The following is a 22,296-nucleotide window of genomic DNA, read 5'->3' as shown; positions in this document are numbered from 1 at the left end:
TTGGGTGGGCTGCTTTTTTTTTTTATACTATATTGTATTTGTCTTTCGCCCGGGGGCGCCTTTTTCGGCTTACTCTGGCGCCACGAGCGTCATGGGCACAGGATCGTTACATGCTGTGGTCCGATCCGCCCGATGAACCGCCCGAGGAGCTGCGCGATGCGCAGGCCAAGCTCCGCCGGCTGGGCATCGTGCTGGCGGTCGCCGCGGTGGTGCTGATGATCATGCTCGCGGAGCGCTGACCCGGCCGGACCCGCGGACGGCCGCACCGGGAGGTAACGCTCACACCCGCCGACCGTTCCCGACCGCAACCATCCCCGCGCCTTTCGCATCTTTCCCTCCGGACAGCGCAATTCGGGCGCCCGGCCTCCGGGCCGGGCGCCGCCGGGGAGTGGGAGAGCGATGAACAGGCCGCTGAGACACATAGCCGTCTTCTGCGGGGTACTGGTGCTGGCCCTGCTGGTACGGGCGACCTGGGTCCAGTTCGTCCAGGGCGACGACCTGGCCAACGACCCGAACAACCGCCGGGTGAAGATCGAGGCGTTCTCCTACCCGCGCGGCAACATCATCGTCGGCGGCAAACCGATCACCGGCTCGGTGGCCACCTCCGGCGACTTCAAGTACAAGCGGACGTACACCGACGGCCCGATGTACGCCCCGGTCACCGGCTTCGCCTCCCAGGCGCAGGGCACGACCTTCCTCGAAGGCATCTACAACAAGCTGCTCAGCGGCAAGGACGACAAGCTCGCCCTCAAGCGGGCCCAGGCCATCCTCACCGGCGAGAAGCCGCGCGGCGGCGACGTGATCACCACCATCGACCCCAAGGCCCAGAAGGCCGCCTACAAGGGCCTGACCGACCTGCACGCCAAGGGCGCGGTGGTCGCCCTCGACCCGCGCAACGGCCGGGTCCTCGCGCTGGCCTCCACCCCCTCGTACGACCCCTCGGTCTTCGCGGGCATCTCCAACTCCGAGGGCCGGAAGTTCAAGGCGCTGGACGCCGACAAGAGCAAACCGCTCAGCAACCGGGCGCTGCGCGAGACCTTCGCCCCCGGCTCCACCTTCAAGATCGTCACCGCCGCGGCGGCCCTGGAGCACGGCGTGGTCACCGACATCGACGCCCACACCGACGCGCCCGCCCCCTACCAGCTGCCGCTCAGCACCACCAAGATCGGCAACGATGTGGCCGGTGCGCCCTGCGACAAGGCGTCCCTGAAGACCGGTATGCAGTGGTCCTGCAACAACGTCTTCCTCGACACCGCGCTGAAGGTCGGCAAGGACAAGATGCGCGAGACCGCCGAGAAGTTCGGCTTCAACTCCGACGTCTACGACGAGGAACTCGGCGACCTGCTGGCCACCAAGAGCCTCTACCCGGACAAGCTCGACAAGCCGCAGACCGCGCTCACCGGCATGGGCCAGGGCAGTCTGACCAGCACCCCGATGCAGATGGCGATGGTCGCCGCGGCGCTCGCCAACGACGGCAAGCTGATGACGCCGCACATCGTCGACGAACTGCGCGGCCCCGACCTGACCACGATCCAGAAGTTCGAGCCGAAGATGATGTCCCAGGCCGTCTCCGCCGACACCGCGAAGAAGGTGCAGGAGATGATGGAGTACACCGTCGCGGAGGGCACCGCCAACAAGGCCAAGATCGACGGCGTGACGGTCGGCGGCAAGACCGGCACCGCCCAGCACGGCGCGAACGTCAACGACGAGCGGCCCTACGCCTGGTTCGTCTCCTACGCCAAGCAGAGCGACGGCTCCTCCCCGGTCGCGGTCGCCGTCTTCGTCGACCCCAAGGACATGGACATCCCGCGCTCCGAGATCGCCGGCGGCAAGCTCGGCGGACCGATCGCCAAGCAGGTCATGCAGGCCGTCCTCGGCAAGTAGTCCGCCCGTCGCCGGCCGCGCCCGGCTCCGTACGATGGCGGGCATGACCGAACAGCCGCTCCCCCGCCGTCTCGTCCTCGCCTCCCAGTCCCCGGCCCGGCTGGGCCTGCTGCGCCAGGCCGGGCTGGCGCCGGAGGTCGTCGTCAGCGGCGTCGACGAGGACGCGCTCACCGCCGACAGCCCCGCCGAGCTGGCCCGGATGCTGGCCGAGGCCAAGGCCGCCGCGGTCGCCGCCCGCCCCGAGGTGGCCGGTGCGCTGGTCGTGGGCTGCGACTCGGTCCTGGAACTGGACGGCCGGGCGCTGGGCAAGCCGGCCGACGCGGAGGACGCCACCGCCCGCTGGAAGTCGATGCGCGGCCGGTCCGGCGTGCTGCAGACCGGCCACTGCGTCATCGACACCGCGGCGGGCGGCCGCCGGGTCTCCGCCACCGCCTCGACCACGGTCCGTTTCGGCGAGCCGACCGACGCCGAGATCGCCGCCTACGTCGCGAGCGGCGAGCCGCTCTTCGTCGCCGGCGCCTTCACCCTCGACGGCCGCTCCGCGCCCTTCATCGACGGCATCGACGGCGACCCCGGCAACGTCATCGGCCTGTCCCTGCCCCTGCTGCGCCGCCTGCTGGCCGAACTGGACGTCAGCATCACCGACTTGTGGACCTGAGCCGCCTGCTCGGCGACCATGATCAGGCAAACGGGGGGAACATGAACGACCACGTACCGGCGCATGCCGCGCCGGCCCACACCGCGCTGAATCACAACGTCGGCCTGCTCATCGGGCTGGTCGTCGTCGCCGTGATCATCCGCCGCCAGCTGCGGACGCGTCCGGTGCGGCCCCGGGCGTCGCTGATCGGCCCGGCCGTGCTCGGCGTCCTGGGCGTGGCCGCGCTGGCCTTCGGCGTGGCCTCGGCCGTCAAGGAGCACCCGCTGACCGCGCCGACCGTCGCCCTGGTCGTCGCCACGCTGGCCCTCGGGGTGCCGCTCGGCCTGGTCCGGGCGACGACCGTACGCGTCTGGCACGACCCGGACCGCGGCGTCCTGCGCAAGGGCACGCTGATCACCACGGCCCTGTGGCTGGTGTCCGCCGCGGTGCACGCCGGCATGGCGCAGTGGATCGACCACACCGCGGCGGCCGGACTGCTGGGGTTCTCGACGCTCTACCTCTACCTGTGCGTGACGTACGGCGTGCAGGGCCATGCGGTCCGCCGCCGGGCGTCCCGGCTCCCGACGTAACGCGGGCGGCCGGCGCGGCCGTTCGGTGGGGGCGTGTGCAGGCGGATATCCGTACGCCCGGCGGCCCTTGGGCCTCTACGCTGCCCCCATGGCAACCGTCGTCGAACTGATCAGCTACCCCGTCAAGGGCTGCGCCGGGGTGCCGGCGGACGAGGCGGAGCTCACCGAGGCCGGGCTCGCCCACGACCGCAGCTTCCTGGTCGTCGGTCCGGACGGCGTCTTCCGCAGCCAGCGCACCGACCCCGGCCTGGCGGTGATCCGCCCGGAGGTCGGCGCCGACGGCACCCACCTCACGCTCGAAGCCCCGGGCGCCGAACCGCTGCACTGCCGCATCGAGGACGGCACCGCCTCGCCCGCCAGGGCGGACGTCACGATGTTCGGCGCGCCCTACCGCGCCGTCGACCAGGGCGAGGCGGTCGCCGGGTGGCTGTCCGAGGTCCTCGGCGCGCCCAGCCGGCTGGTCCGCGTACCGCCGGAGCACGACCGGGTCACCGACGGCCTCACGCCCGGAACCTCCGGCTTCGCCGATTCGAGCGCCGTGCACGTGCTCTCCCGTGCCTCGCTCGACGACCTCAACTCCCGTATCGCCGCGGCCGGCCGCACACCGGTCCCGATGACGCGGTTCCGCCCCAACATCGTGGTCGACGGCTGGGACGCCCCGCAGACCGAGGACCGCGTCCGGCGGGTCACGGTCGGCGGCGGCGAGCTGGGCTTCACCAAGCTCGCCGTCCGCTGCGCGGTCACCCTCGTCGACCCGGCGACCGGCACCAAGGCGGGCCCCGAACCCCTGCGCACCCTCGCCGGCTACCGCCGGGTGCCCGAGGGCGGCATCGCCTTCGGCGCGAAGTTCTCCGTCACCGCCACCGGAAAGCTGGCGGTCGGCGACGCATTCCACGTCACGTCCTGGGGAACCGATTGACCCGACAATCCCGGTCGGCCCGACCGGCCCGGGTCCGTCCACCCAAGGAGTGCGCAGATGCCCCGGATCCTGCTGGTCGCCGGTGACGCCACCGAAGACCTGGAGTTCTTCTACCCCTACCAGCGGCTGCTGGAGGAGGGCTACGAGGTCCATGTCGCGGCCCCGTCCCGCAAGAAACTGCGGTTCGTCGTGCACGACTTCGTCGAGGACTTCGACACCTACGTCGAACGCGAGGGCCACTCCTGGCCGTCCGACGTGGCCCTGTCCGAGGTCGACCCGGCCGAGTACGCCGCGCTGGTCCTCCCCGGCGGCCGGGCCCCCGAATACCTCCGCAACGACACCGACTACCGCCGCGTCGTCACCCACTTCTTCGACACCGACAAGCCCGTCGCCCACATCTGCCACGCGGCCATCACCCTGGCCCCGCTCGGCGTCCTCAAGAACCGCCGCACCGCCGCCTACCCCGCCTGCGCCCCCGACGTGCACCTCGGCGGCGGCACCTTCGTCGACGCCTCCGCGGTGATCGACGGCAAGGTCGTCTCCGCCCGCGCCTGGAACGACCACCCGGAATGGATGCGCGCCTTCATGGAGGTGCTGCGGGAGCATGCCCCGGTGAAGGGGTGACCGGCCGACGCCCCGGGGGCCCTTCGGCGCCCCGGGGCGTCAGAACACCGGGAAGGCGTAGAGCGACGCCCCGCTCATGACGAAGACGCGGTTGCCGTCGGCGACCACCCACTGGCGGTCGGTCTCGGGGAGCTTGTAGGTCAGGACCTGGCTGCCGTCGGTCGCGCTCACCGCGTTGACCTCGTAGAAGCCGTCGGCCTGGACCACCCAGAGGCCGTTGCCCTGGACGGCCACGGGAGTGTCCAGGTTGGAGCCCGAGACGAGCTGGAAGCCCTCGCCGCCGTCGCTGGGCCGCCACTTGTGGGGCAGCGAGGACGTGTCGTCGGCGTACGCCTGGTGCACCGCGTACAGCGCGTCCTTGGTGGCGCTGACCATGCCCCACCTCGTGTAACCGTCCTCCGGAACCAGCCCGCGCTTCCGGACCGCCCAGAGTTTCTTGCCGTCGGTGATCCGGCGGGCGGTCATGTTCTTGCCGCCGAAGTAGACCGTGCCGCCGGACAGGGCGGGGCGGATGGAGGAGTCGGACTGGCCGCGGAGGTCCCAGACGCGGCGGCCGTCGGCGGTGTCCACGGCGAGGACGTTGCCGTCGGTGGTGCTCATGACCAGGCGGCCGCGGGCGGTGACGCCGGGCGGGTTGACCTTGGTGCGGAACGGCTCGTCGAGGGGGGCCGTCCAGCGGATCCTCGCGTCCGAGCGGTTGACGGCGCGTAGCCGGTGGTCCTTGGTGACGAGGTAGACCGACTCGTCGTCGGCGGCCAGGAGTTGGTGGGCATCGGCGTCGGCGGTCCAGCGGGGTTCGCCCGTGGAGGCGACGTAGGTGCGCAGCGTCCCCTTGGTGTCGACCGCCGCGATCAGGCGGTCGGAGAGGGAGAGGTAGCGGCCCTGGCCCCGGATGCCCTTCGCGGCCCAACGGCGTGTGCCGTCCACGACGTTGTACGCCGCGATACCGCCGCCGGCCGCGCCGACGACGATGACGTCCCGTACGGGCAGCGGCGCCGGGGTGTCCTCGGCGAGCACGTCGATCGGGCCCCACAGCGGCTTCGGTGAGCCGCCGACGATGAAGTCGCCGTCGTCGGCGTTCAGGACGTGCGCCATGGGCGTCTTGACGGCCGGCGGGAAGGCGAAGAGGTCGGTCTTCTTCCGGCGCGGGACCTCGGTACGCGGCCAGAGCGCCGCGGTCGCGCCGCCGCCCGCCGCGAGGACGACACCGCCGACGGCCAGTCCGGTGAGCAGCCGGCGTCGCGTCACCTGCGCAGGGCCCCCGGATGTGCCGGGGGCTCCGGGGGCTCCGGGCGTGAGCGCCACGGCCACGGTGGTCAGGTCGTGGATCCTGGTTTCCCGCTCCTTGATCGCTGCCGCCACCTTGCCGCGCCGCCAGGCCCGTTCGGCGCCCTTGGGTGGTGCGAGGGCCGTGGCGATCTGGGCCGGGGTGGGCCGGGCGGCCGGGTCCTTGGCGAGCAGCGGGAGGATCAGCGGGCGCAGCGCCTCCGGGACGCCGGTGAGGTCGGGCTCGTCGTGGACGACCTTGTACTGGAGCGCGGCGATGTGGCCGGCGTCGAAGGCCCGCCGTCCGCCGGCCGCGTGGACGAGGACCGCGCCGAGGGAGAACACGTCGGCCGGGGGCGCGACCCGGCGGCCCAGGACCTGTTCGGGCGCGCCGTAGCCGGGGGTGACCGGGATCTGCCCGGTGGAGGTGAGGGTGAGGCCGTGCTCCGGGCGGGCGATGCCGAAGTCGATGACGCGCGGGCCGGTCGAGGTCAGGACGATGTTCGGGGGCTTGAGGTCGCGGTGGATCAGGCCCGCGGCGTGGATGTCGGCCAGGGTGCGGGCGATCGAGGCGGCGAGGGCGCGGACGGCCGGTTCGTCGAACGGGCCGTACGCCTCGACGGCCTCGTCGAGGGTCGGCCCGGCGAGGAACTCGGTGGCGATCCACGGCCGGCCGCCCTCGGTCCGCGCACCGAGCACCCGCGCCACGCCCTTGCTCGTCACGGCCTGCGCCGCCTGCGCCTCGCGGACGAAACGCTGGACGAGGTGGGTCTCATGGGTGAGTTCGGGCCGGAGCACCTTGACCGCGGCCACGGTCCCGGCGCCGTCCTGGCCGACGTAGACCTTGCCCATACCGCCTTCGCCGAGCACGCCGAGGAGACGGTACGGGCCGAGGCGGAGGGGGTCGCCGGTGCCGAGGGGATTCATGGGAAGGAAGCTTTCTGCGGTGGGCCGTGCCGGGGCTACTGGAGGGGGAAGGCGGCGAGGAAGTGCTCCCCGCACGCGAGGATGACCTTGCTGCTTTCGTGTGCGGTGAAGCGGTCGCCGTCGGCCTTGTAGAGGTGGGCGGTGGTGCGCGCGGAGCGGTCGATCGCCCGGAGTGCGCCCTCGTCCTTGTGGTACGTGTACGCGAAGCGGGTGCCGACGACCGGGCGGGAGGTGAGGGACGCCTCCGCGCCGTCGCCGCCCTTCTCCGCCCAGCGCGGCCTCCCGCTGCGGGCGTCGGTACCGACCAGGCCGCGGCCCTGCTGCACCGTGTAGACCACACCGTCCTTCAGCAGCGGCACGCCGTGGTTCGTCCCGGCGGGCGCCGCCCACGTCTGCCGGCCGTCGCTCAGCCGCAGCGCCCGCAGCCGTCCGCTGCCCAGGTAGAGGTGGCTGCCGTCGACCGCGAGCGGCCGGCGGGCGTCGGCCGGCTGGATGCCGTCCCACGGCTCGTCCCAGACGACCTTGCCGGTACGGGTGTCCCGGACGACGATCCGGACCGCACCGTCGTTCGTCTCCTGCAGGAGCAGCAGCCGCTCGCCGACGATCCTGGAGGCGATGAAGTGGTCCTGGTCCGACTTCTGCGACCGGAACGTCAGCGGCACGGTCCATGGGCGGCGCCCCGTGCCGAGGTCCACGGCGGTCACCGCCCAGGCGTTCTGGCGCAGGAACCGCTTGGCCTTGCCGAGCGAGATCGCCAGATAGGCGGTGCCGCCGGCGACGGCCAGCAACTGGCTGTCGATCCCGTTGAATCGGTCGTCCCGCACGTCGGCGAGGCGCTTGCCGGCCTTGCCGGTGGCGAGGTCGACCCGGGCGAGGTACCGCGCGACGGTGCTCGGGAAGGCGCTGCCGTGCTCGTAGTGGGCGACCCGCACGTTCTGGTAGACGTTCCGGCCGTCCGAGGCGACCTCCCAGGTGTCGCTGATGTCGGCCGTCCACTTCACCGCACCCGACGCCGGATCGATGCGGTACAGCTGCGTGGGGGCGAGCAGGACGGTCGCGTCACCGAGGACGAAGGGCGCCTCGGGCGTCTCCTCGTCCTCCGTACCGCCGTACTGGATCTGCCACAGCGAATCCCGCTTCTTCTTCTTGAGCGCGCTCACGCTCGGGCCCGGCGTCGGCTCCTTGTACGGGCCCGTCGGCCCCGGTGCGGCGTCGCCGCCGCCCAGCCACGCCCACACCCCCGCCGCCGCGCCCGCCACCCCCAGGACGGACCCCGCGCCCGCCATCAGCAGCCCCCGGCGGGAGGGGCCGGGCGGGGCGGGCGCATCGGCGGACGGGACGGTCGGCGGCTGGTCGGCCGGGGCCGGCAGCCGTTGGGGGACGACCTGCCAGACCTCGCTCGCCCGCCGGCCGATCTCGGCGAGCACGGGGGCGGGCAGCCGGTCGGCGAAGTCGCCCGCGTAGTCGTGGAGTTGGGCGGCGAGGCGACCCGGGTCCGGGCGTTCGGCGGGGTCCTTGGCCAGGCAGGGGCCGAGGACGGCGGCCAGCGCGGCGGGCAGGCCGGTGAGGTCCGGCTCGGCGTAGCGGACGCGGTAGAGGAGGTCGGCGGCCCGGCCGTCGCCGAACGGGCCGTGGCCGGTGGCGGCGAAGACCAGGACGCCGGCGAGCGCGAAGACGTCACCGGCCGGGGTGTGCTCCTGCCCGGTGGCCTGCTCCGGCGACATGAACGCCGGCGTACCGACCGCGGCGCCCGTACGGGTCAGCCGGTCGTCACCGAGGGCCCGGGCGATACCGAAGTCGATGACCTTGGGGCCGTACGCGGTGACCATGATGTTCGACGGTTTGAGGTCGCGGTGGACGACGTCGGAGCGGTGCAGCTGGCCGAGCGCCCCGCACAGCGCCGCCCCGAGGGCGCGGACCGTCACCTCGGGCAGCGGGCCGGCCAGCGCCACCGCCTCGTCGAGCGGCGGACCGATCACGTACTCGGTGGCCATCCAGGGGATTTCGGCCAGCGGATCGGCGTCCACGACCTGTGCGCCGTAGCGGCCGCCGATGACCCGGGCGGCGTCCGACTCCAGCCGGAAGCGGGTGCGGAACTCGGTCTGCGTGGCGAGCCGGGCCTGCAGCGTCTTGAGCGCCACGGTCCGGCCGCCCGGGGAACGCCCCAGGTAGACGGTGCCCATCCCACCGCTGCCGAGCCGGGCGATCAGGCGGTACGGGCCGAGGGCGGGCGGGTCGTCGTGGGTGAGGGGGGAGGGCATGCGGCGTCAGTCCTGGGGTGCGGCGGGCGGGTCCGGGGTGTTCGTGGCGAGGAGTTCGGCCGACTGGCGGGCGAGCGCGGCGATGATCCGGCCGGGCAGCCACCCCGGGCCGAGCGCGGCGGCGGTCCGCCCGGCCGGGTCACCGGAGGCGTCGAGCACGGTCGCGGTCCGGTCCCGGGCCACCGGGCCGCCGGGAGCCGGATCCCCGGTAGCGGGCACCAGCGCGTCCAGCAGCTCGGCGGGGCGCGGCCGGGCCGCCGGATCGCGGGACAGGCAGGCGGTGAGCACGGACCGCAGGGCGGCCGGCAGTTCGTCCCGTTCCGGCACGGTATGGCCGGTGGCGGCATAGGCGAGCGTCGCACCGAGGGCGTAGACGTCACCCATCGGCTGCGGGGCCCCGCCGTTGGCCTGTTCGGGCGGCAGGCTGCCGGACTCCAGCCCGGGCAGCCCGGAGCGCCCGGTGCCGTCCGGGGCGGCGGCCCGTACCGCGCCGAAGCAGGTCAGCCGGGGCCCGTCCGCCGCCAGCAGCACCGCACCGGGCGACACCCCGGCATGCGCGAGGCCCTGCCCGTGACCGACGACCAGGGTCTCCACCAGGGCCGCGCCGAGGGCCCGCACGGTGCGCTCGGGCAGCGGCCCGCCGTGTACGGCGAGCGCACCGGGCAGCGGAACGACGGGGACGTACGGGCGGGCGTGCCAGGGGGCCTCGCCGGGCGCGGCGACCTCGGCGGCCGGCGCGGACCAGGGCCCGAGGAGATAGCGCGAGGCCTCCGCCTCGGCGCGGAAGCGCGCCGGGTCGGCTCCCGGCAGCGGCACGCCGATCAGGACCGTACGGTCACCGTCCGCGCTCCGGCCGATGAACCGCCGTTCGGGTACCGGGATGCCGGACCGGTCGTCGTCCAGCCGGCGGAGCACCGCGTACGGGCCGATCCGCCCGCCTCGCCCCTCTTCTCCCGCAACCGGCGCAGCCATCCGCGCACCATCCCCCGTCGACGACACCGCCCGACGAGCCTACCCGGGCGTATCGCGGCGCCCGCCGGGGCGTCGACTGGCGCCCGGGCAGCGGCAGTTCGGGGGATGCGTCGACGTCGGTCCGCGGGATTCAGAGCGCGCCCGGCGCCGCCGGCCGCGGTCCGTTCGAGGGACCTCCGACGGCCGGTTCGCCTGCCGCACCGCCGTTCGCGTCACCGTCCGCGGGCGCCCGCCCCTCCCCGTACGCCACCAGCGTCAGCACCAGCAGCGCCAGCACCACCATCAGCCCGAGGAACGCGGGCCAGCCGGCCAGGCCGACGGAGAGGGCGCCGACGACGCCGTGCACCACCGCCGCGCTGATGAGGACGATCCGGGTGAAGCCGGCGGGGGCCCGGTCGCGGACACCCGTACGGAGCAGGATTCCCGCACAGAACAGGAGATACAGGCCGAAGACGGCACCGGCTATCCAGGAGCCGGCGGACATCGCCCGCGGATCGAGGCCCGCCAGCGACATCTGCTGCCGGTCCACGACGATGCTCAGGATCCAGTTGAGCAGCACGATCCCGCACGCCTCCAGGACCAGTACCACCGCCGCGGCCAGGGCCACCGGTCGTCGCGCCACCACATCCACCCACTTCCACCAAGTGCCGGGCCCGATGCCGGTGCCGCGCGCACAGTCGCCGCCCGGAGTCCAAGAAGGGCATCGCGCACGCTACTAATGGGTAATAGCCGGGGCAAGGGTTCTGCACGGGTGGGTGCGGAACGCTGCGCGCGTCCTGCTCCCCGGCCGCCCTCCGGCGCGCCCGGCGGACGGAGCGGCCCGCAAAGTTTCCTTCGCCCATTCGTAGGGACTCCACAAAGAATTGACGATCCGCTGGATGCGGAACGTTCGAGATCTAGGCCACACCGCGTCCCGCGCCGGAGCCCGTGAATCCGGGCCTACCCTGGGATACCAGGGGACTTAGGTCCCTCACTGGCGCCCCGAGCACACTCCGTGTGGGAAAGCTCACCCCAGGGAACGGGTCGGCACGCGGTGTCGCCAGTCCCTAAAATCGCCGCATCCCTTTGTTGCGGCGAAGCGCCAAGGAAGGACCCATCGTGCGCAAGGTGCTCATCGCCAACCGTGGCGAAATCGCTGTTCGCGTTGCCCGTGCATGCCGGGACGCGGGGATCGGCAGCGTCGCTGTCTACGCCGACCCCGACCGGGACGCACTGCACGTCCGCGCGGCAGACGAGGCGTACGCCCTGGGCGGTGACACTCCTGCCACCAGCTACCTGGACATCGCCAAGGTCCTGGCTGCGGCCGCCGATTCGGGCGCGGACGCCATCCACCCCGGTTACGGCTTCCTCTCCGAGAACGCCGAGTTCGCGCAGGCGGTGCTCGACGCGGGGCTGACCTGGATCGGCCCGCCCCCGCAGGCCATCCGCGACCTCGGCGACAAGGTCGCGGCCCGGCACATCGCCCAGCGCGCCGGCGCCCCGCTGGTCGCCGGCACCCCCGACCCGGTCTCCGGCGCGGAGGAGGTCGTCGCCTTCGCCAAGGAGCACGGCCTGCCGATCGCGATCAAGGCGGCCTTCGGCGGCGGCGGCCGCGGCCTGAAGGTCGCCCGCACCCTCGACGAGGTCCCGGAGCTGTACGACTCCGCGGTGCGCGAGGCGGTCGCCGCCTTCGGCCGCGGCGAGTGCTTCGTCGAGCGCTACCTGGACCGCCCGCGGCACGTCGAGACCCAGTGCCTGGCCGACAAGCACGGCAACGTGGTCGTCGTCTCGACCCGTGACTGCTCGCTCCAGCGCCGCCACCAGAAGCTGGTGGAGGAGGCCCCCGCGCCGTTCCTGACGGCCGAACAGAACGCCGAGCTGTACCGCGCGTCCAAGGCCATCCTCAAGGAGGCCGGCTACGAGGGCGCCGGCACCTGCGAATTCCTCGTCGGCCAGGACGGCACCATCTCCTTCCTGGAGGTCAACACCCGCCTCCAGGTCGAGCACCCGGTCACCGAAGAGGTCACCGGCATCGACCTGGTCCGCGAGATGTTCCGGATCGCCGACGGCGAGGAGCTCGGCTACGACGACCCGGTGCTGCGCGGCCACTCCTTCGAGTTCCGCATCAACGGCGAGGACCCGGGCCGCAACTTCCTGCCCGCGCCCGGCACGGTCACCACGTTCGTCGCGCCGACCGGCCCCGGTGTCCGCCTGGACGCCGGCGTCGAGGCCGGCTCGGTCATCGGCCCCGCCTGGGACTCCCTGCTGGCCAAGCTGATCGTCACCGGCGCCACCCGCCAGCAGGCCCTGCAGCGGGCCGCCCGGGCCCTGGCGGAGTTCACCGTCGAGGGCATGGCCACCGCCATCCCGTTCCACCGCGCGGTCGTCCAGGACCCCGCCTTCGCGCCCGAACTCACCGGCTCCGCCGACCCGTTCACGGTCCACACCCGCTGGATCGAGACCGAGTTCGTCAACGAGATCCCGCCGTTCGCCGCCCCCGGCGGCGAGGAGGCCGAGACCGACGCCCGCGAGACGGTCGTCGTCGAGGTCGGCGGCAAGCGCCTGGAGGTCTCGCTGCCGTCGTCGCTGGGCATGCCGCTGGCCCGGGCCGCGGTCGCCGGTGGCGCCAAGCCCAAGCGCAAGGCCGCCAAGAAGGCCGGCAGTGCCGCCTCCGGCGACGCCCTCGCCTCCCCGATGCAGGGCACCATCGTCAAGGTCGCCGTCGAGGAGGGCCAGCAGGTCACCGAGGGCGAACTGGTCGTCGTCCTGGAGGCCATGAAGATGGAGCAGCCGATCAACGCCCACCGCACCGGCACGGTCAAGGGCCTGACCGCCGAGGTCGGCGCCGCGCTCACGTCCGGCGCGGTGATCTGCGAGATCAAGGACTGATCCGCGGCAGCGGTACGCACGACGCGTGAGGGGCTCCCGGCGAACGATGCCGGGAGCCCCTCACGCGTATCCGCCCGCTAGGAGTTCCCCACCACGTCCTCCGGGAACGTCAGCTGCTCGTTCATCCAGGTGAGCGCGGCGGGCAGTTCGCGCCGCCAGGTGGCGAAGTTGTGACTGCCGTGGTCGAGGACGACCGAGTCCGCCTTCATCGGCGGGCGCACCGCGGCCAGGAAGGCCCGCGCGGCCGGGTAGTTCTTCTCGCCCGTACGGCTCGTGCCGATCAGCACGTTCACCTGCGGCGCGGGCAGATGCCGCAGCCGCCACATCAGATCGTGCTCCTGGCGCCGCCGGGCCCGGTCCCGGCCCTCACCGAAGAGGTTGCCGGTGGTCGGGTCGTTGCTGACCCTGTAGTCGGGCGAGAGCGCGGCCGCCGAGGTGTACGTACGGTCGTGCCGCATGGCCAGCTGCAGGGCGCAGCTGCCGCCCGAGGAGTAGCCCAGGACGCCCCAGCCGCCCGGGTCGTGGCCGACGCGGTAGTGCGACTTCAGCGCCTCCGGCACATCGCGCGCGAAGAACGTCTCGGCCTGCGGGCCGCCGGGCACGTCGACGCACTGGGTGTCGCGCGGCGGCGCGATCGTGGGCCGCAGCATCACGATGACCGTCGGCTGCATCCGGCCGGACCGGATCATCGCGGCGGCGGTCTGCGGCAGCCGCAGGTGCTGCCCCAGCAGGAACGTCCCGCCCGGGTAGCCGCTCAGCGCGACGATGACGGGGAAGCGCTGGCGGGCGTACTGCGGCTGGAAGTACTGCGGCGGCAGATAGACGTACGCCGGGTCCACCGCCCGGGTCCGCCGCCCGACGATCCGCACCGACTCGACCCGGCCCACCAGCTCCGGCCGGCCCTTCGGCAGCCCGTGCACCTTGTCCAGACCGTCCGGACCGGACGTCTGCACCAGCCCCTTCGACGGATCGCCGGCCGGGCCCGCCGCACCCCCGTCACCCCATTTGCCGATCGCGGCCGGCGCATCGTCGTAGAGGCCGAGGAGCTCGTGCCACGACGCATAGAACTGGAAGTTGGCGTTCACGGCCAGGCCGAGCGCCGAGACGACGGCCAATTGGGTCACCACGATCGAACCGAGCCGCCCCAGCATCGCCCGCGGGCCGCGCCCGGCGAACCGCGGCCACAGCCAGAGCGTGAGCGCCACACAGACCACGGCGACCGCGGCCATGGCGTACAACAGCGACCGGCTGGTCAGTCCCATGACGAATTTCCCCAGACGTCCCGCGCCGTGCGCCACTCCCCCGGCGGCCCGCCACGGCGTATCCCGCGGTCCTCCGGAAGCGCCCGGAAGACCTCATTGCGCCAGGTTTGATGTCCCTTGACGCCCCGGCGTTGCGACCCCCCGCAGGAGTTCGGCCGCGCGCCCACCGCGGTACGCCGGGATTTCATGCGGGGGTTGCCGGGTGGCTACGGGGGCGGCGCGCGGGCGCGGCGGGGAGGGCCCACGAGGGACGGGGCGACGACAAGCGGAGGGCTCCTCCGCCCCGTCCCGGAATTCCTTGCGTACCGCACCGGATCACCCCGCGATCCGGCAATGGCATCCTGGAGCCACCGGGCCGCGAACGGCCGGGTCGAGGGAGGACGGCGATGGCGACCGAGACGGCAGGGCAGCGGCAGGTGGGCGGCCCGCCGGCGACCGCGGCGGTGCGGTCACCGGACGTGCGACCGATGCGGGCCGACGCCCGGCGCAACTACGAACGGCTGCTGACCGAGGCCCGTACCGCCTTCACCGAGCACGGCACGGACACCTCACTGGAGGACATCGCGCGCCGCGCCGGCGTCGGCATCGGCACCCTCTACCGGCACTTCCCCAACCGCACCGCCCTCATGGGCGCGGTCTTCCAGGGCGAGGTCGACGCCCTGCTCGCCTACGCCAGGGAACTCGCCGACGCCCCGCAGCCGTGCGCCGCGCTGGTCGACTGGCTGCGCGCGATCATCACCCACGCCAGCACCTACCGCGGACTGTCCCGCGCCCTGATGACGGCGTCGGCGGACGAGAGCTCGGGGATGGCGCGGTGCAGCGTGCCGATGCGGGAGGCCGGCGGCGCGCTGCTGGCCCGCGCCCAGGAGGCCGGGGCGGTACGGCCCGATGTGAACATCAGCGATCTGATGCAGCTGACCAACGGCATCGCGCTGGCCGTCGAGGAGTCCCCGGACGACCCGAAGCTCGCCGACCGGCTGCTGACCCTGACCCTGACCGGCCTGAAGCCCTGACCGGGCCGTAACCCTGGCGCCGCGCTTCCTCAGCGCCGCCGTGGGGCGAGGTCCGCGACCCGGCCGCCCGGCGCCTCGGACAGTGACGGCGCCGACCGCAGCTGCGGCCCCCCGCCCCCGGCCGGCCCGTGGCTGCGCCGCTGGCCGGGCAGCGGAACGTCCCGCCGGGGGCCCCGGCGGTCACCCGCCCCGCCGTCCAGGCCCGGCTGGCCGGCACCGTGCCCGGCCCCCGTACCGCCGGCGACGGCGATCTGGACGCCCTGGTCGGCCAGCGCCTGGAGCTCCGTCGCGGCACGGTCGTCGTGGGCCGGCGGCTCGTCCGTCACCAGACGGGTGATCACATCCGTCGGCACGGTCTGGAACATCGTGTCGGAACCGAGCTTGGTGTGGTCGGCGAGCACCACCACCTCCCCCGCCGCCTGCACCAGCGCCCGGTCGACGCTCGCGGAGAGCATGTTGGACGTGGACAGCCCGCGCTCGGCGGTCAGCCCGCTGCCCGACAGGAAGGCGCGGGAGACCCGCAGGCCCTGCAGGGACTGCTCGGCACCGCTGCCGACCAGCGCGTAGTTGGAGCCGCGCAGGGTGCCCCCGGTCATCACCACCTCGACGCGGTTGGCGTGCGCCAACGCCTGGGCGACGAGCAGGGAGTTGGTGACGACGGTCAGCCCGGGCACCCGGGCGAGCCGGCGGGCCAGCTCCTGGGTGGTCGTCCCGGCGCCGACGACGATGGCCTCGCCCTCTTCGACGAAACCGGCCGCGAGATCGGCGATGGCCGTTTTCTCCGCGGTCGCTAGATGGGATTTCTGCGGGAATCCGGATTCGCGGGTGAAGCCTCCCGGGAGGACCGCACCGCCGTGCCGGCGGTCGAGCAGTCCCTCTGCCTCCAGCGCCCGCACATCCCGCCGTACGGTCACTTCGGAGGTCTGGACGACGCGGGCGAGCTCACGGAGCGAAACCGCCCCGTTGGCACGCACCATTTCAAGGATCAATTGGCGACGTTCTGCAGCGAACACGAAACTGACAGTAACGCCAACGACCGTCTGTTTTCAGCAGGTTGCACCAATTAACGGAAGTTGTTCACACCGCACAGCGTGACGTGGTATGCGCGGTGCATATGTCGCGCCTACGTCGAACTCCCTTGCGCCGCCAACCGCTTGCTGCCTGGTCAACCGGCCTGCCGGCCGGGCGGCCGGGAAGCGGACGACGACCCCGCGGCCACCCGCGCCGGAGCGGACTGCAGGGACGTTTCATCCCAAGTGCTCACCGAGGGCACAAAGTTTTCAATCGCCGTTCGCCGGCCGCATATCGGCGCTTTATCGGTTGTTCACCGTCGTCCGACCGCACCCCGGCCGCGAACCGGCCGCCCGCCTACTCGCTGCCCGTCTTCCGCGCGTGCAGCTGCCGGGCGACCTCGGCGATCGAACCGGACAGCGACGGGTACACGGTGAACGCGCTGGCGATCTGCTCGACGGTCAGATTGTTGTCGACCGCGATCGAGATCGGGTGGATGAGCTCGCTGGCGCGCGGGGAAACGACCACACCGCCGACCACGATGCCGGTGCCGGGACGGCAGAACAGCTTCACGAAACCGTCGCGGATGCCCTGCATCTTCGCCCGCGGATTGCGCAGCAGCGGAAGCTTCACGACCCGGGCGTCGATCTTCCCGCCGTCGACGTCGGCCTGCGAATAACCGACCGTGGCGATCTCCGGGTCGGTGAAGACGTTCGCGGAAACCGTCTTGAGGTTCAGCGGCGCGACCGCGTCACCGAGGAAGTGGTACATCGCGATCCGGCCCTGCATCGCCGCGACCGACGCCAGCGCGAAGACGCCGGTGCAGTCACCCGCCGCGTACACGCCCGGGGCGCTGGTCCGCGAGACCTTGTCCGTCCAGACATGGCCGGAGTCCTTCAGCTTGACCCCGGCGCCCTCCAGGCCCATGCCCTCGGTGTTGGGGATCGAGCCGACCGCCATCAGGCAGTGCGTACCCGAGATGGTCCGGCCGTCCGCCAGCGTCACCTCGACCCGGTCGCCCACCCGCTTGGCGGACTGCGCCCGCGACCGCGCCATGACGTTCATGCCGCGCCGCCGGAAGACGTCCTCCAGGACCGCGGCGGCGTCCGGGTCCTCACCCGGCAGCACCCGGTCCCGGGACGAGACCAGCGTGACCCGCGAGCCGAGCGCCTGGTAGGCACCGGCGAACTCGGCGCCCGTGACACCCGAACCGACCACGATGAGCTCCTCGGGCAGCTCGTCGAGGTCGTAGACCTGCGTCCAGTTCAGGATCCGCTCGCCGTCGGGCAGCGCGTCCGGGATCTCGCGGGGGTGCGCGCCGGTGGCGATCAGCACCGCGTCCGCGATCAGGCCCTCGGTCGTACCGTCCGCCGCGGTCACCGTCACCTTGCGCGAACCGTCCGGCGCCTGGCCCGGCTCCAGCCGGCCGCGGCCGCGCAGGACCCGGCCGCCGGCACGGGTCACCGACGCCGTGATGTCATGCGACTGGGCGAGCGCGAGCCGCTTGACCCGTCGGTTGACCTTCCCCAGGTCCACGCCCACGACGCGGGCCGGCCGCTCGTTGTACGGGGTGTCGTCCTCGACGATGATGCCGAGCTCTTCGTAGGACGAGTCGAAGGTGGTCATCACCTCGGCCGTCGCGATCAGGGTCTTCGACGGTACGCAGTCGGTGAGCACCGACGCCCCGCCCAGACCGTCGCAGTCGACGACGGTCACCTCCGCGCCGAGAGAGGCAGCCACCAGGGCCGCTTCGTATCCGCCGGGTCCGCCACCGATGATCACGATCCGAGTCACGTACTCCATTGTCCCGCACGCCCGTCCGTCCCTCGCGCCCGGGGGGCGGAGTGCGGCCCCCACGTGCGCCGCGGCGCGCGCTGCCCCGCCCTTGTACGAACCTCCGGTACCAAGAGCCCGACGGGCTTCCTCCCGTACCCTCGGAACCATGTCGCTCTACGCCGCGTACGCCGGCAACCTCGACGCGCGGCTGATGTCCCGCCGCGCACCGCACTCGCCGCTGCGCGGCACGGGCTGGCTCAGCGGCTGGCGGCTCACCTTCGGCGGCGAGCAGATGGGCTGGGAAGGCGCCCTCGCGACGGTCGTCGAGGATCCCGACTCCCAGCTCTTCGTCGCGCTCTACGACATCGCCCCGATGGACGAGGAGTCCATGGACCGGTGGGAGGGCGTCGGCATGGGCATCTACCGCCGGATGCGGGTCCGGGTGCACACCCTCGAAGGCGACGAGACCGCCTGGATCTACGTCCTCAACGGCTACGAGGGCGGCCTCCCCTCCGCCCGCTACCTGGGCGAGATCGCCGACGCCGCGGAATCCGCCGGCGCCCCGCACGACTACGTCATGGAACTCCGCAAGCGGCCCTGCTGAGGTGCGTCGGCGGCCCGGCCCGCCGACCCGGTGCCGACCGGTCGCGCTCCCGTCACGTCCGGTCGCGCCCGCGACACGTCCCGGTACGCCATTCGTCAAAAGCCACAAGACGACGTTCCCAGCACCGTGAGCAGCGACATCTACGCGCGTAGGGGATTACCGGCTACCCTCGTCCGCGTGAACGCATCTGTTACCCCGGACATCGCGCGCGACCCCCAGGGCGCCGCCGACGCCGCCGCTGCCCGCCTGCGCGAGCTGACCGGCGCCGAGACCCACGACGTCGCCCTGGTGATGGGCTCCGGCTGGGCGCCGGCAGCCGAGGCCCTGGGCGCGCCCGAGCACGAATTCCCCGTCACCGAGCTGCCCGGCTTCCCGCCCCCGGCCGTCGCCGGCCACGGCGGCAAGATCCGCTCCTACCAGGTCGGCGAGAAGCGCGCCCTGGTCTTCCTCGGCCGTACGCACTACTACGAGGGCCGGGGCGTCGCCGCCGTCGCGCACGGCGTCCGCACCGCCGTCGCCTCCGGCTGCAAGACCGTCGTCCTCACCAACGGGTGCGGCGGCCTGCGTGCGGGCATGCGCCCGGGCCAGCCGGTCCTCATCAGCGACCACCTCAACCTCACCGCCACCTCCCCGATCGTCGGCGCGAACTTCGTCGACCTGACGGACCTGTACTCGCCGCGGCTGCGCGCGCTGTGCAAGGAGATCGACCCGAGCCTGGAGGAGGGCGTCTACGCCCAGTTCCCCGGCCCGCACTACGAGACCCCGGCCGAGATCAAGATGATCCGGACCCTCGGCGCCGACCTGGTCGGCATGTCCACCGTCCTGGAGGCCATCGCGGCCCGCGAGGCCGGTGCGGAGGTGCTCGGGCTGTCGCTGGTGACCAACCTCGCCGCCGGCATGACGGGTGAGCCGCTCAACCACGAAGAGGTCCTGCAGGCCGGCCGCGACTCCGCGACCCGGATGGGGACCCTGCTCGGACAGGTCCTGAGCAAGATCTGAGTCCGACCGAGGGCCGGCCATGGGCGGACGCCACCCGCCATGGTCGGACCACCGAGGCCCGGTCCTGGTCCGGCGGGGCCGGCCGGTGGTTCCTCGTATCCACCTCACCCACCGCATCCACAGGCAGGAGCATGACGTGGCTACCGAATCCGCGGAGCTGATCGACCGGGCCCGGGCCTGGCTGGCCGAGGACCCCGACCCGGAGACCCGGGACGAGTTGGCGAAGCTGATCGCGGCCGAGGACACCGACGAGCTGGCGGCCCGGTTCGCCGGCACCCTGCAGTTCGGCACGGCCGGGCTGCGCGGGGAGCTGGGCGCGGGCCCGATGCGGATGAACCGTTCGGTGGTCATCCGGGCCGCGGCCGGGCTCGCCGGGTACCTCCGGGCGAAGGGCGAGGGTTCCGGCCTGGTCGTCATCGGCTACGACGCGCGCCACAAGAGCGCCGACTTCGCGCGGGACACCGCTGCCGTCATGGTCGGCGCCGGGCTGCGCGCCGCGGTACTGCCGCGCCCGCTGCCCACCCCCGTCCTGGCCTTCGCGATCCGGCACCTGGGTGCGGTGGCCGGCGTCGAGGTCACCGCCAGCCACAACCCGCCGCGCGACAACGGCTACAAGGTGTACCTGGGCGACGGTTCGCAGATCGTGCCGCCGGCCGACGGGGAGATCGCCGCGGAGATCGCCGCGGTGCGCTCGCTGGCGGACGTACCCCGCCCGGAGTCCGGCTGGCAGACCCTCGACGACGCGGTGCTGGAGGCCTATCTGGCGCGTACCGACGCGGTGCTGACGCCCGGCTCGGCGCGGGACCTGAACGTCGTCTACACGCCCCTGCACGGCGTCGGCCGCGACGTGCTCACCGCCGCCTTCGCCCGGGCCGGCTTCCCGGCCCCCGTGGTCGTCCAGGAACAGGCCGAGCCGGACCCGGACTTCCCGACGGTCGCGTTCCCCAACCCGGAGGAGCCGGGCGCGATGGACCTCGCGTTCGCCACCGCCCGGGCGCGGGGCGCGGACGTGGACGTGGTGATCGCCAACGACCCGGACGCGGACCGCTGCGCCGTCGCCGTCCCGGCCCCCGGCACCCCCGAGGGCTGGCGGATGCTGCGCGGTGACGAGGTCGGCGCGCTGCTCGCCGCCCACCTCGTCAGCAAGCGGGCGGCCGGCACGTTCGCGACGACCATCGTCTCCTCGCAGCTGATGTCCCGTATCGCCGCGGCCGCCGCGCGGCCCTACGAGGAGACCCTGACCGGTTTCAAGTGGCTGGCCCGGGTGGACGGTCTGCGGTACGCCTACGAGGAGGCGCTCGGCTACTGCGTCGACCCGGAGGGCGTCCGCGACAAGGACGGCATCACCGCCGCCCTGCTGGTCGCCGAGCTGGCCGCGGAGCTCAAGCGGGCCGGCCGGACGCTCACCGATCTGCTGGACGACCTCGCGGTGGAGTTCGGGGTGCACGCGACCGACCAGCTGTCGGTGCGGGTCGAGGACCTGACGCTGATCGCCGACGCGATGCGCAGGCTCCGCGAGCAGCCGCCGGCCGCGCTGGCCTCTCTGGCGGTGACCCGGGCGGACGATCTGAACCAGGGCACCGACACGCTCCCGCCGACCGACGGGCTGCGCTACTACCTCTCCGGCTCCCCGGAGGCCGGTATCGAGTCCGCCCGGGTGGTCGTGCGCCCCAGTGGCACCGAGCCCAAGCTGAAGTGCTACCTGGAGGTCGTCGCGCCGGTGTCCGGTCCGGAGGCGCTCGACGCGGCGCGTACGAAGGCGGCCGCCACCCTGGCCGCCATCAAGGAGGACGTGTCGGCGGCGGCCGGGATCTGACGGTCCCACGCGCCCCCGGCGGTCCGGCGCCGACCGCTCGCAGAGCCCTTGAGCCGACGGCTCGAAAGGCCCCTCGCCCGTGGGCGGGGGGCCTTTGGCGTACGGGTGGAGCGGTACCGGATCGGGGCCCGGTCCGTCAGAGGGCGAGCAGCACGGCCAGGCCCACCGCGCCCGCCACGAGGGGCGCGAGGATCTCGTACGCCCAGCGGACCACCGGTTCGCCCTGGGCGTCCGCCCGGGCCCCGACGCGTTCCTTGATCTCGCGCAGTTCGTCGAGCGCCTGGTCGGCCAGGGCGCGCGGCACCGGTCCGGCGCCGGCGTCCGGGCCGAACCGGGGGGCGTCCGCACCGGCGCCGCGCAGGGCCTGCCGGTTCGCCTTCTTGCGCTGCCGCAGCGAGACGGGGATCGCCCACAGCTGGAATTTCCCGGCGGTGGTGAACACCTCGGTGGAGAACGAGGCCCGCAGTTCCTCGACCGCGCCCCAGGGCAGCGTGATCGTACGGAACGGGTTGCGCACCATCAGCCGCTCGTCGCCGGCCCGTACCAGCGGCCGCAGGGTGAAGGCGACCACCAGCGGGACGCCGAGGAGCAGGGCGAACAGCGTGGTCAGCTTGGTGTGCGGGGTGCCGCGCAGCAGGGCGTCGACGGCGAGCCAGCCGCCGAGCAGCAGGAGCAGGACGCCGCCGACGAGGGACGCGGGCGAGCGGTAGCTGCGCTCGGCGTACTGCTGCGGTGGCGGGGTGGTCCGGTCCTGGCGCGTCATGCCGCCGATTCTGCCCGACCGTCCGGATGCCGGACATTGCGGTACGGCATCATTCAGGCGGAGTGGCCGGAATGGCGGCCTCCAGGGGGATGACATTGCGCTAC

19 protein-coding genes are annotated in these 22,296 nt (G+C 73.1%); 11 read left to right on the top strand and 8 right to left on the bottom strand.

Annotated features, from left to right (window positions below; translation table 11 throughout):
• Window positions 1-110 precede the first annotated feature (110 nt).
• From mmpB to ACFV1J_RS15335, 6 genes are all read left to right on the top strand, one after another.
• Window positions 111-239, top strand: a complete 129-nt coding sequence (gene mmpB / locus ACFV1J_RS15360; RefSeq protein ID WP_385858065.1) for a morphogenic membrane protein MmpB — start codon at window positions 111-113, stop codon at window positions 237-239.
• A gap of 160 nt (window positions 240-399) precedes the next feature.
• Window positions 400-1,884, top strand: a complete 1,485-nt coding sequence (locus ACFV1J_RS15355; RefSeq protein WP_385858062.1) for a peptidoglycan D,D-transpeptidase FtsI family protein — start codon at window positions 400-402, stop codon at window positions 1,882-1,884.
• Window positions 1,885-1,927: 43 nt separating this feature from the next.
• Window positions 1,928-2,542: a Maf family protein gene (locus ACFV1J_RS15350; protein ID WP_385858060.1), complete on the top strand. Its 615-nt coding sequence runs from the start codon at window positions 1,928-1,930 to the stop codon at window positions 2,540-2,542.
• Between the two features lie 41 nt (window positions 2,543-2,583).
• Window positions 2,584-3,111 (top strand): hypothetical protein, encoded by a 528-nt coding sequence (locus ACFV1J_RS15345; protein WP_385858058.1) that lies wholly within the window; start codon window positions 2,584-2,586, stop codon window positions 3,109-3,111.
• An 88-nt stretch (window positions 3,112-3,199) separates the two neighbouring features.
• Window positions 3,200-4,030, top strand: a complete 831-nt coding sequence (locus ACFV1J_RS15340) for an MOSC domain-containing protein (protein ID WP_385858055.1) — start codon at window positions 3,200-3,202, stop codon at window positions 4,028-4,030.
• A gap of 57 nt (window positions 4,031-4,087) precedes the next feature.
• On the top strand, window positions 4,088-4,654 hold the full coding sequence (locus ACFV1J_RS15335) for a DJ-1/PfpI family protein (protein ID WP_385858053.1): 567 nt from the start codon (window positions 4,088-4,090) through the stop codon (window positions 4,652-4,654).
• Between the two features lie 39 nt (window positions 4,655-4,693).
• Here ACFV1J_RS15335 and ACFV1J_RS15330 read toward each other — a convergent pair whose 3' ends face one another.
• From ACFV1J_RS15330 to ACFV1J_RS15315, 4 genes are all read right to left on the bottom strand, one after another.
• On the bottom strand, window positions 4,694-6,847 hold the full coding sequence (locus ACFV1J_RS15330; RefSeq protein WP_385858051.1) for a serine/threonine-protein kinase: 2,154 nt from the start codon (window positions 6,845-6,847) through the stop codon (window positions 4,694-4,696).
• Window positions 6,848-6,882: 35 nt separating this feature from the next.
• On the bottom strand, window positions 6,883-9,108 hold the full coding sequence (locus ACFV1J_RS15325) for a protein kinase (RefSeq protein WP_385858048.1): 2,226 nt from the start codon (window positions 9,106-9,108) through the stop codon (window positions 6,883-6,885).
• A gap of 6 nt (window positions 9,109-9,114) precedes the next feature.
• Window positions 9,115-10,080, bottom strand: a complete 966-nt coding sequence (locus tag ACFV1J_RS15320; protein WP_385858046.1) for a serine/threonine protein kinase — start codon at window positions 10,078-10,080, stop codon at window positions 9,115-9,117.
• A 130-nt stretch (window positions 10,081-10,210) separates the two neighbouring features.
• A complete protein-coding gene (locus ACFV1J_RS15315) occupies window positions 10,211-10,702 on the bottom strand; it encodes a hypothetical protein (protein WP_385858044.1) in 492 nt (163 codons plus the stop codon).
• A 476-nt stretch (window positions 10,703-11,178) separates the two neighbouring features.
• Here ACFV1J_RS15315 and ACFV1J_RS15310 point away from each other — a divergent pair, with 476 nt between their 5' ends.
• Window positions 11,179-12,948 carry an acetyl/propionyl/methylcrotonyl-CoA carboxylase subunit alpha gene (locus ACFV1J_RS15310; protein WP_385858042.1) on the top strand — a complete coding sequence of 590 codons (1,770 nt, stop codon included), beginning with the start codon at window positions 11,179-11,181 and terminating at the stop codon, window positions 12,946-12,948.
• Between the two features lie 77 nt (window positions 12,949-13,025).
• On the opposite strand, the gene ACFV1J_RS15305 is transcribed toward ACFV1J_RS15310, so the two are convergent.
• The gene (locus ACFV1J_RS15305) at window positions 13,026-14,210 is read right to left on the bottom strand and encodes an alpha/beta hydrolase (protein WP_385858040.1); all 1,185 of its coding nucleotides are present in this window, start codon (window positions 14,208-14,210) and stop codon (window positions 13,026-13,028) included.
• Between the two features lie 467 nt (window positions 14,211-14,677).
• On the opposite strand from ACFV1J_RS15305, the gene ACFV1J_RS15300 reads away from it, so the two are divergent.
• Complete coding sequence (locus ACFV1J_RS15300) at window positions 14,678-15,223, top strand: TetR/AcrR family transcriptional regulator (RefSeq protein WP_385858255.1); 546 nt, start codon at window positions 14,678-14,680, stop codon at window positions 15,221-15,223.
• A gap of 29 nt (window positions 15,224-15,252) precedes the next feature.
• Here the strand turns inward: ACFV1J_RS15300 and ACFV1J_RS15295 are convergent, their stop codons facing one another.
• Together ACFV1J_RS15295 and ACFV1J_RS15290 are read right to left on the bottom strand one after the other, a co-directional pair.
• Window positions 15,253-16,236 (bottom strand): DeoR/GlpR family DNA-binding transcription regulator, encoded by a 984-nt coding sequence (locus ACFV1J_RS15295; RefSeq protein ID WP_360945665.1) that lies wholly within the window; start codon window positions 16,234-16,236, stop codon window positions 15,253-15,255.
• Window positions 16,237-16,591: 355 nt separating this feature from the next.
• Window positions 16,592-18,037 (bottom strand): NAD(P)H-quinone dehydrogenase, encoded by a 1,446-nt coding sequence (locus ACFV1J_RS15290; RefSeq protein ID WP_385858037.1) that lies wholly within the window; start codon window positions 18,035-18,037, stop codon window positions 16,592-16,594.
• Window positions 18,038-18,176: 139 nt separating this feature from the next.
• Here ACFV1J_RS15290 and ACFV1J_RS15285 point away from each other — a divergent pair, with 139 nt between their 5' ends.
• The 3 genes from ACFV1J_RS15285 (at window position 18,177) to ACFV1J_RS15275 (ending at window position 21,429) form a co-directional block, all read left to right on the top strand.
• Window positions 18,177-18,614, top strand: coding sequence for a gamma-glutamylcyclotransferase (locus ACFV1J_RS15285; protein WP_030413146.1), 438 nt, complete (start codon window positions 18,177-18,179; stop codon window positions 18,612-18,614).
• A gap of 177 nt (window positions 18,615-18,791) precedes the next feature.
• Window positions 18,792-19,613 (top strand): purine-nucleoside phosphorylase, encoded by an 822-nt coding sequence (locus ACFV1J_RS15280; RefSeq protein WP_385858034.1) that lies wholly within the window; start codon window positions 18,792-18,794, stop codon window positions 19,611-19,613.
• A gap of 136 nt (window positions 19,614-19,749) precedes the next feature.
• Window positions 19,750-21,429 (top strand): phospho-sugar mutase, encoded by a 1,680-nt coding sequence (locus tag ACFV1J_RS15275; RefSeq protein WP_385858032.1) that lies wholly within the window; start codon window positions 19,750-19,752, stop codon window positions 21,427-21,429.
• 136 nt (window positions 21,430-21,565) lie between these two features.
• Here the strand turns inward: ACFV1J_RS15275 and ACFV1J_RS15270 are convergent, their stop codons facing one another.
• A complete protein-coding gene (locus tag ACFV1J_RS15270) occupies window positions 21,566-22,192 on the bottom strand; it encodes a PH domain-containing protein (RefSeq protein ID WP_385858030.1) in 627 nt (208 codons plus the stop codon).
• Window positions 22,193-22,296 lie beyond the last annotated feature (104 nt).

It is taken from the genome of Streptomyces sp. NPDC059649 (genome assembly GCF_042734445.1).
In the GTDB taxonomy this organism is placed as follows: domain Bacteria; phylum Actinomycetota; class Actinomycetes; order Streptomycetales; family Streptomycetaceae; genus Streptomyces.
Note: the sequence above shows the minus strand (reverse complement) of the source record. Positions and strands in the feature narration are given on the sequence as shown.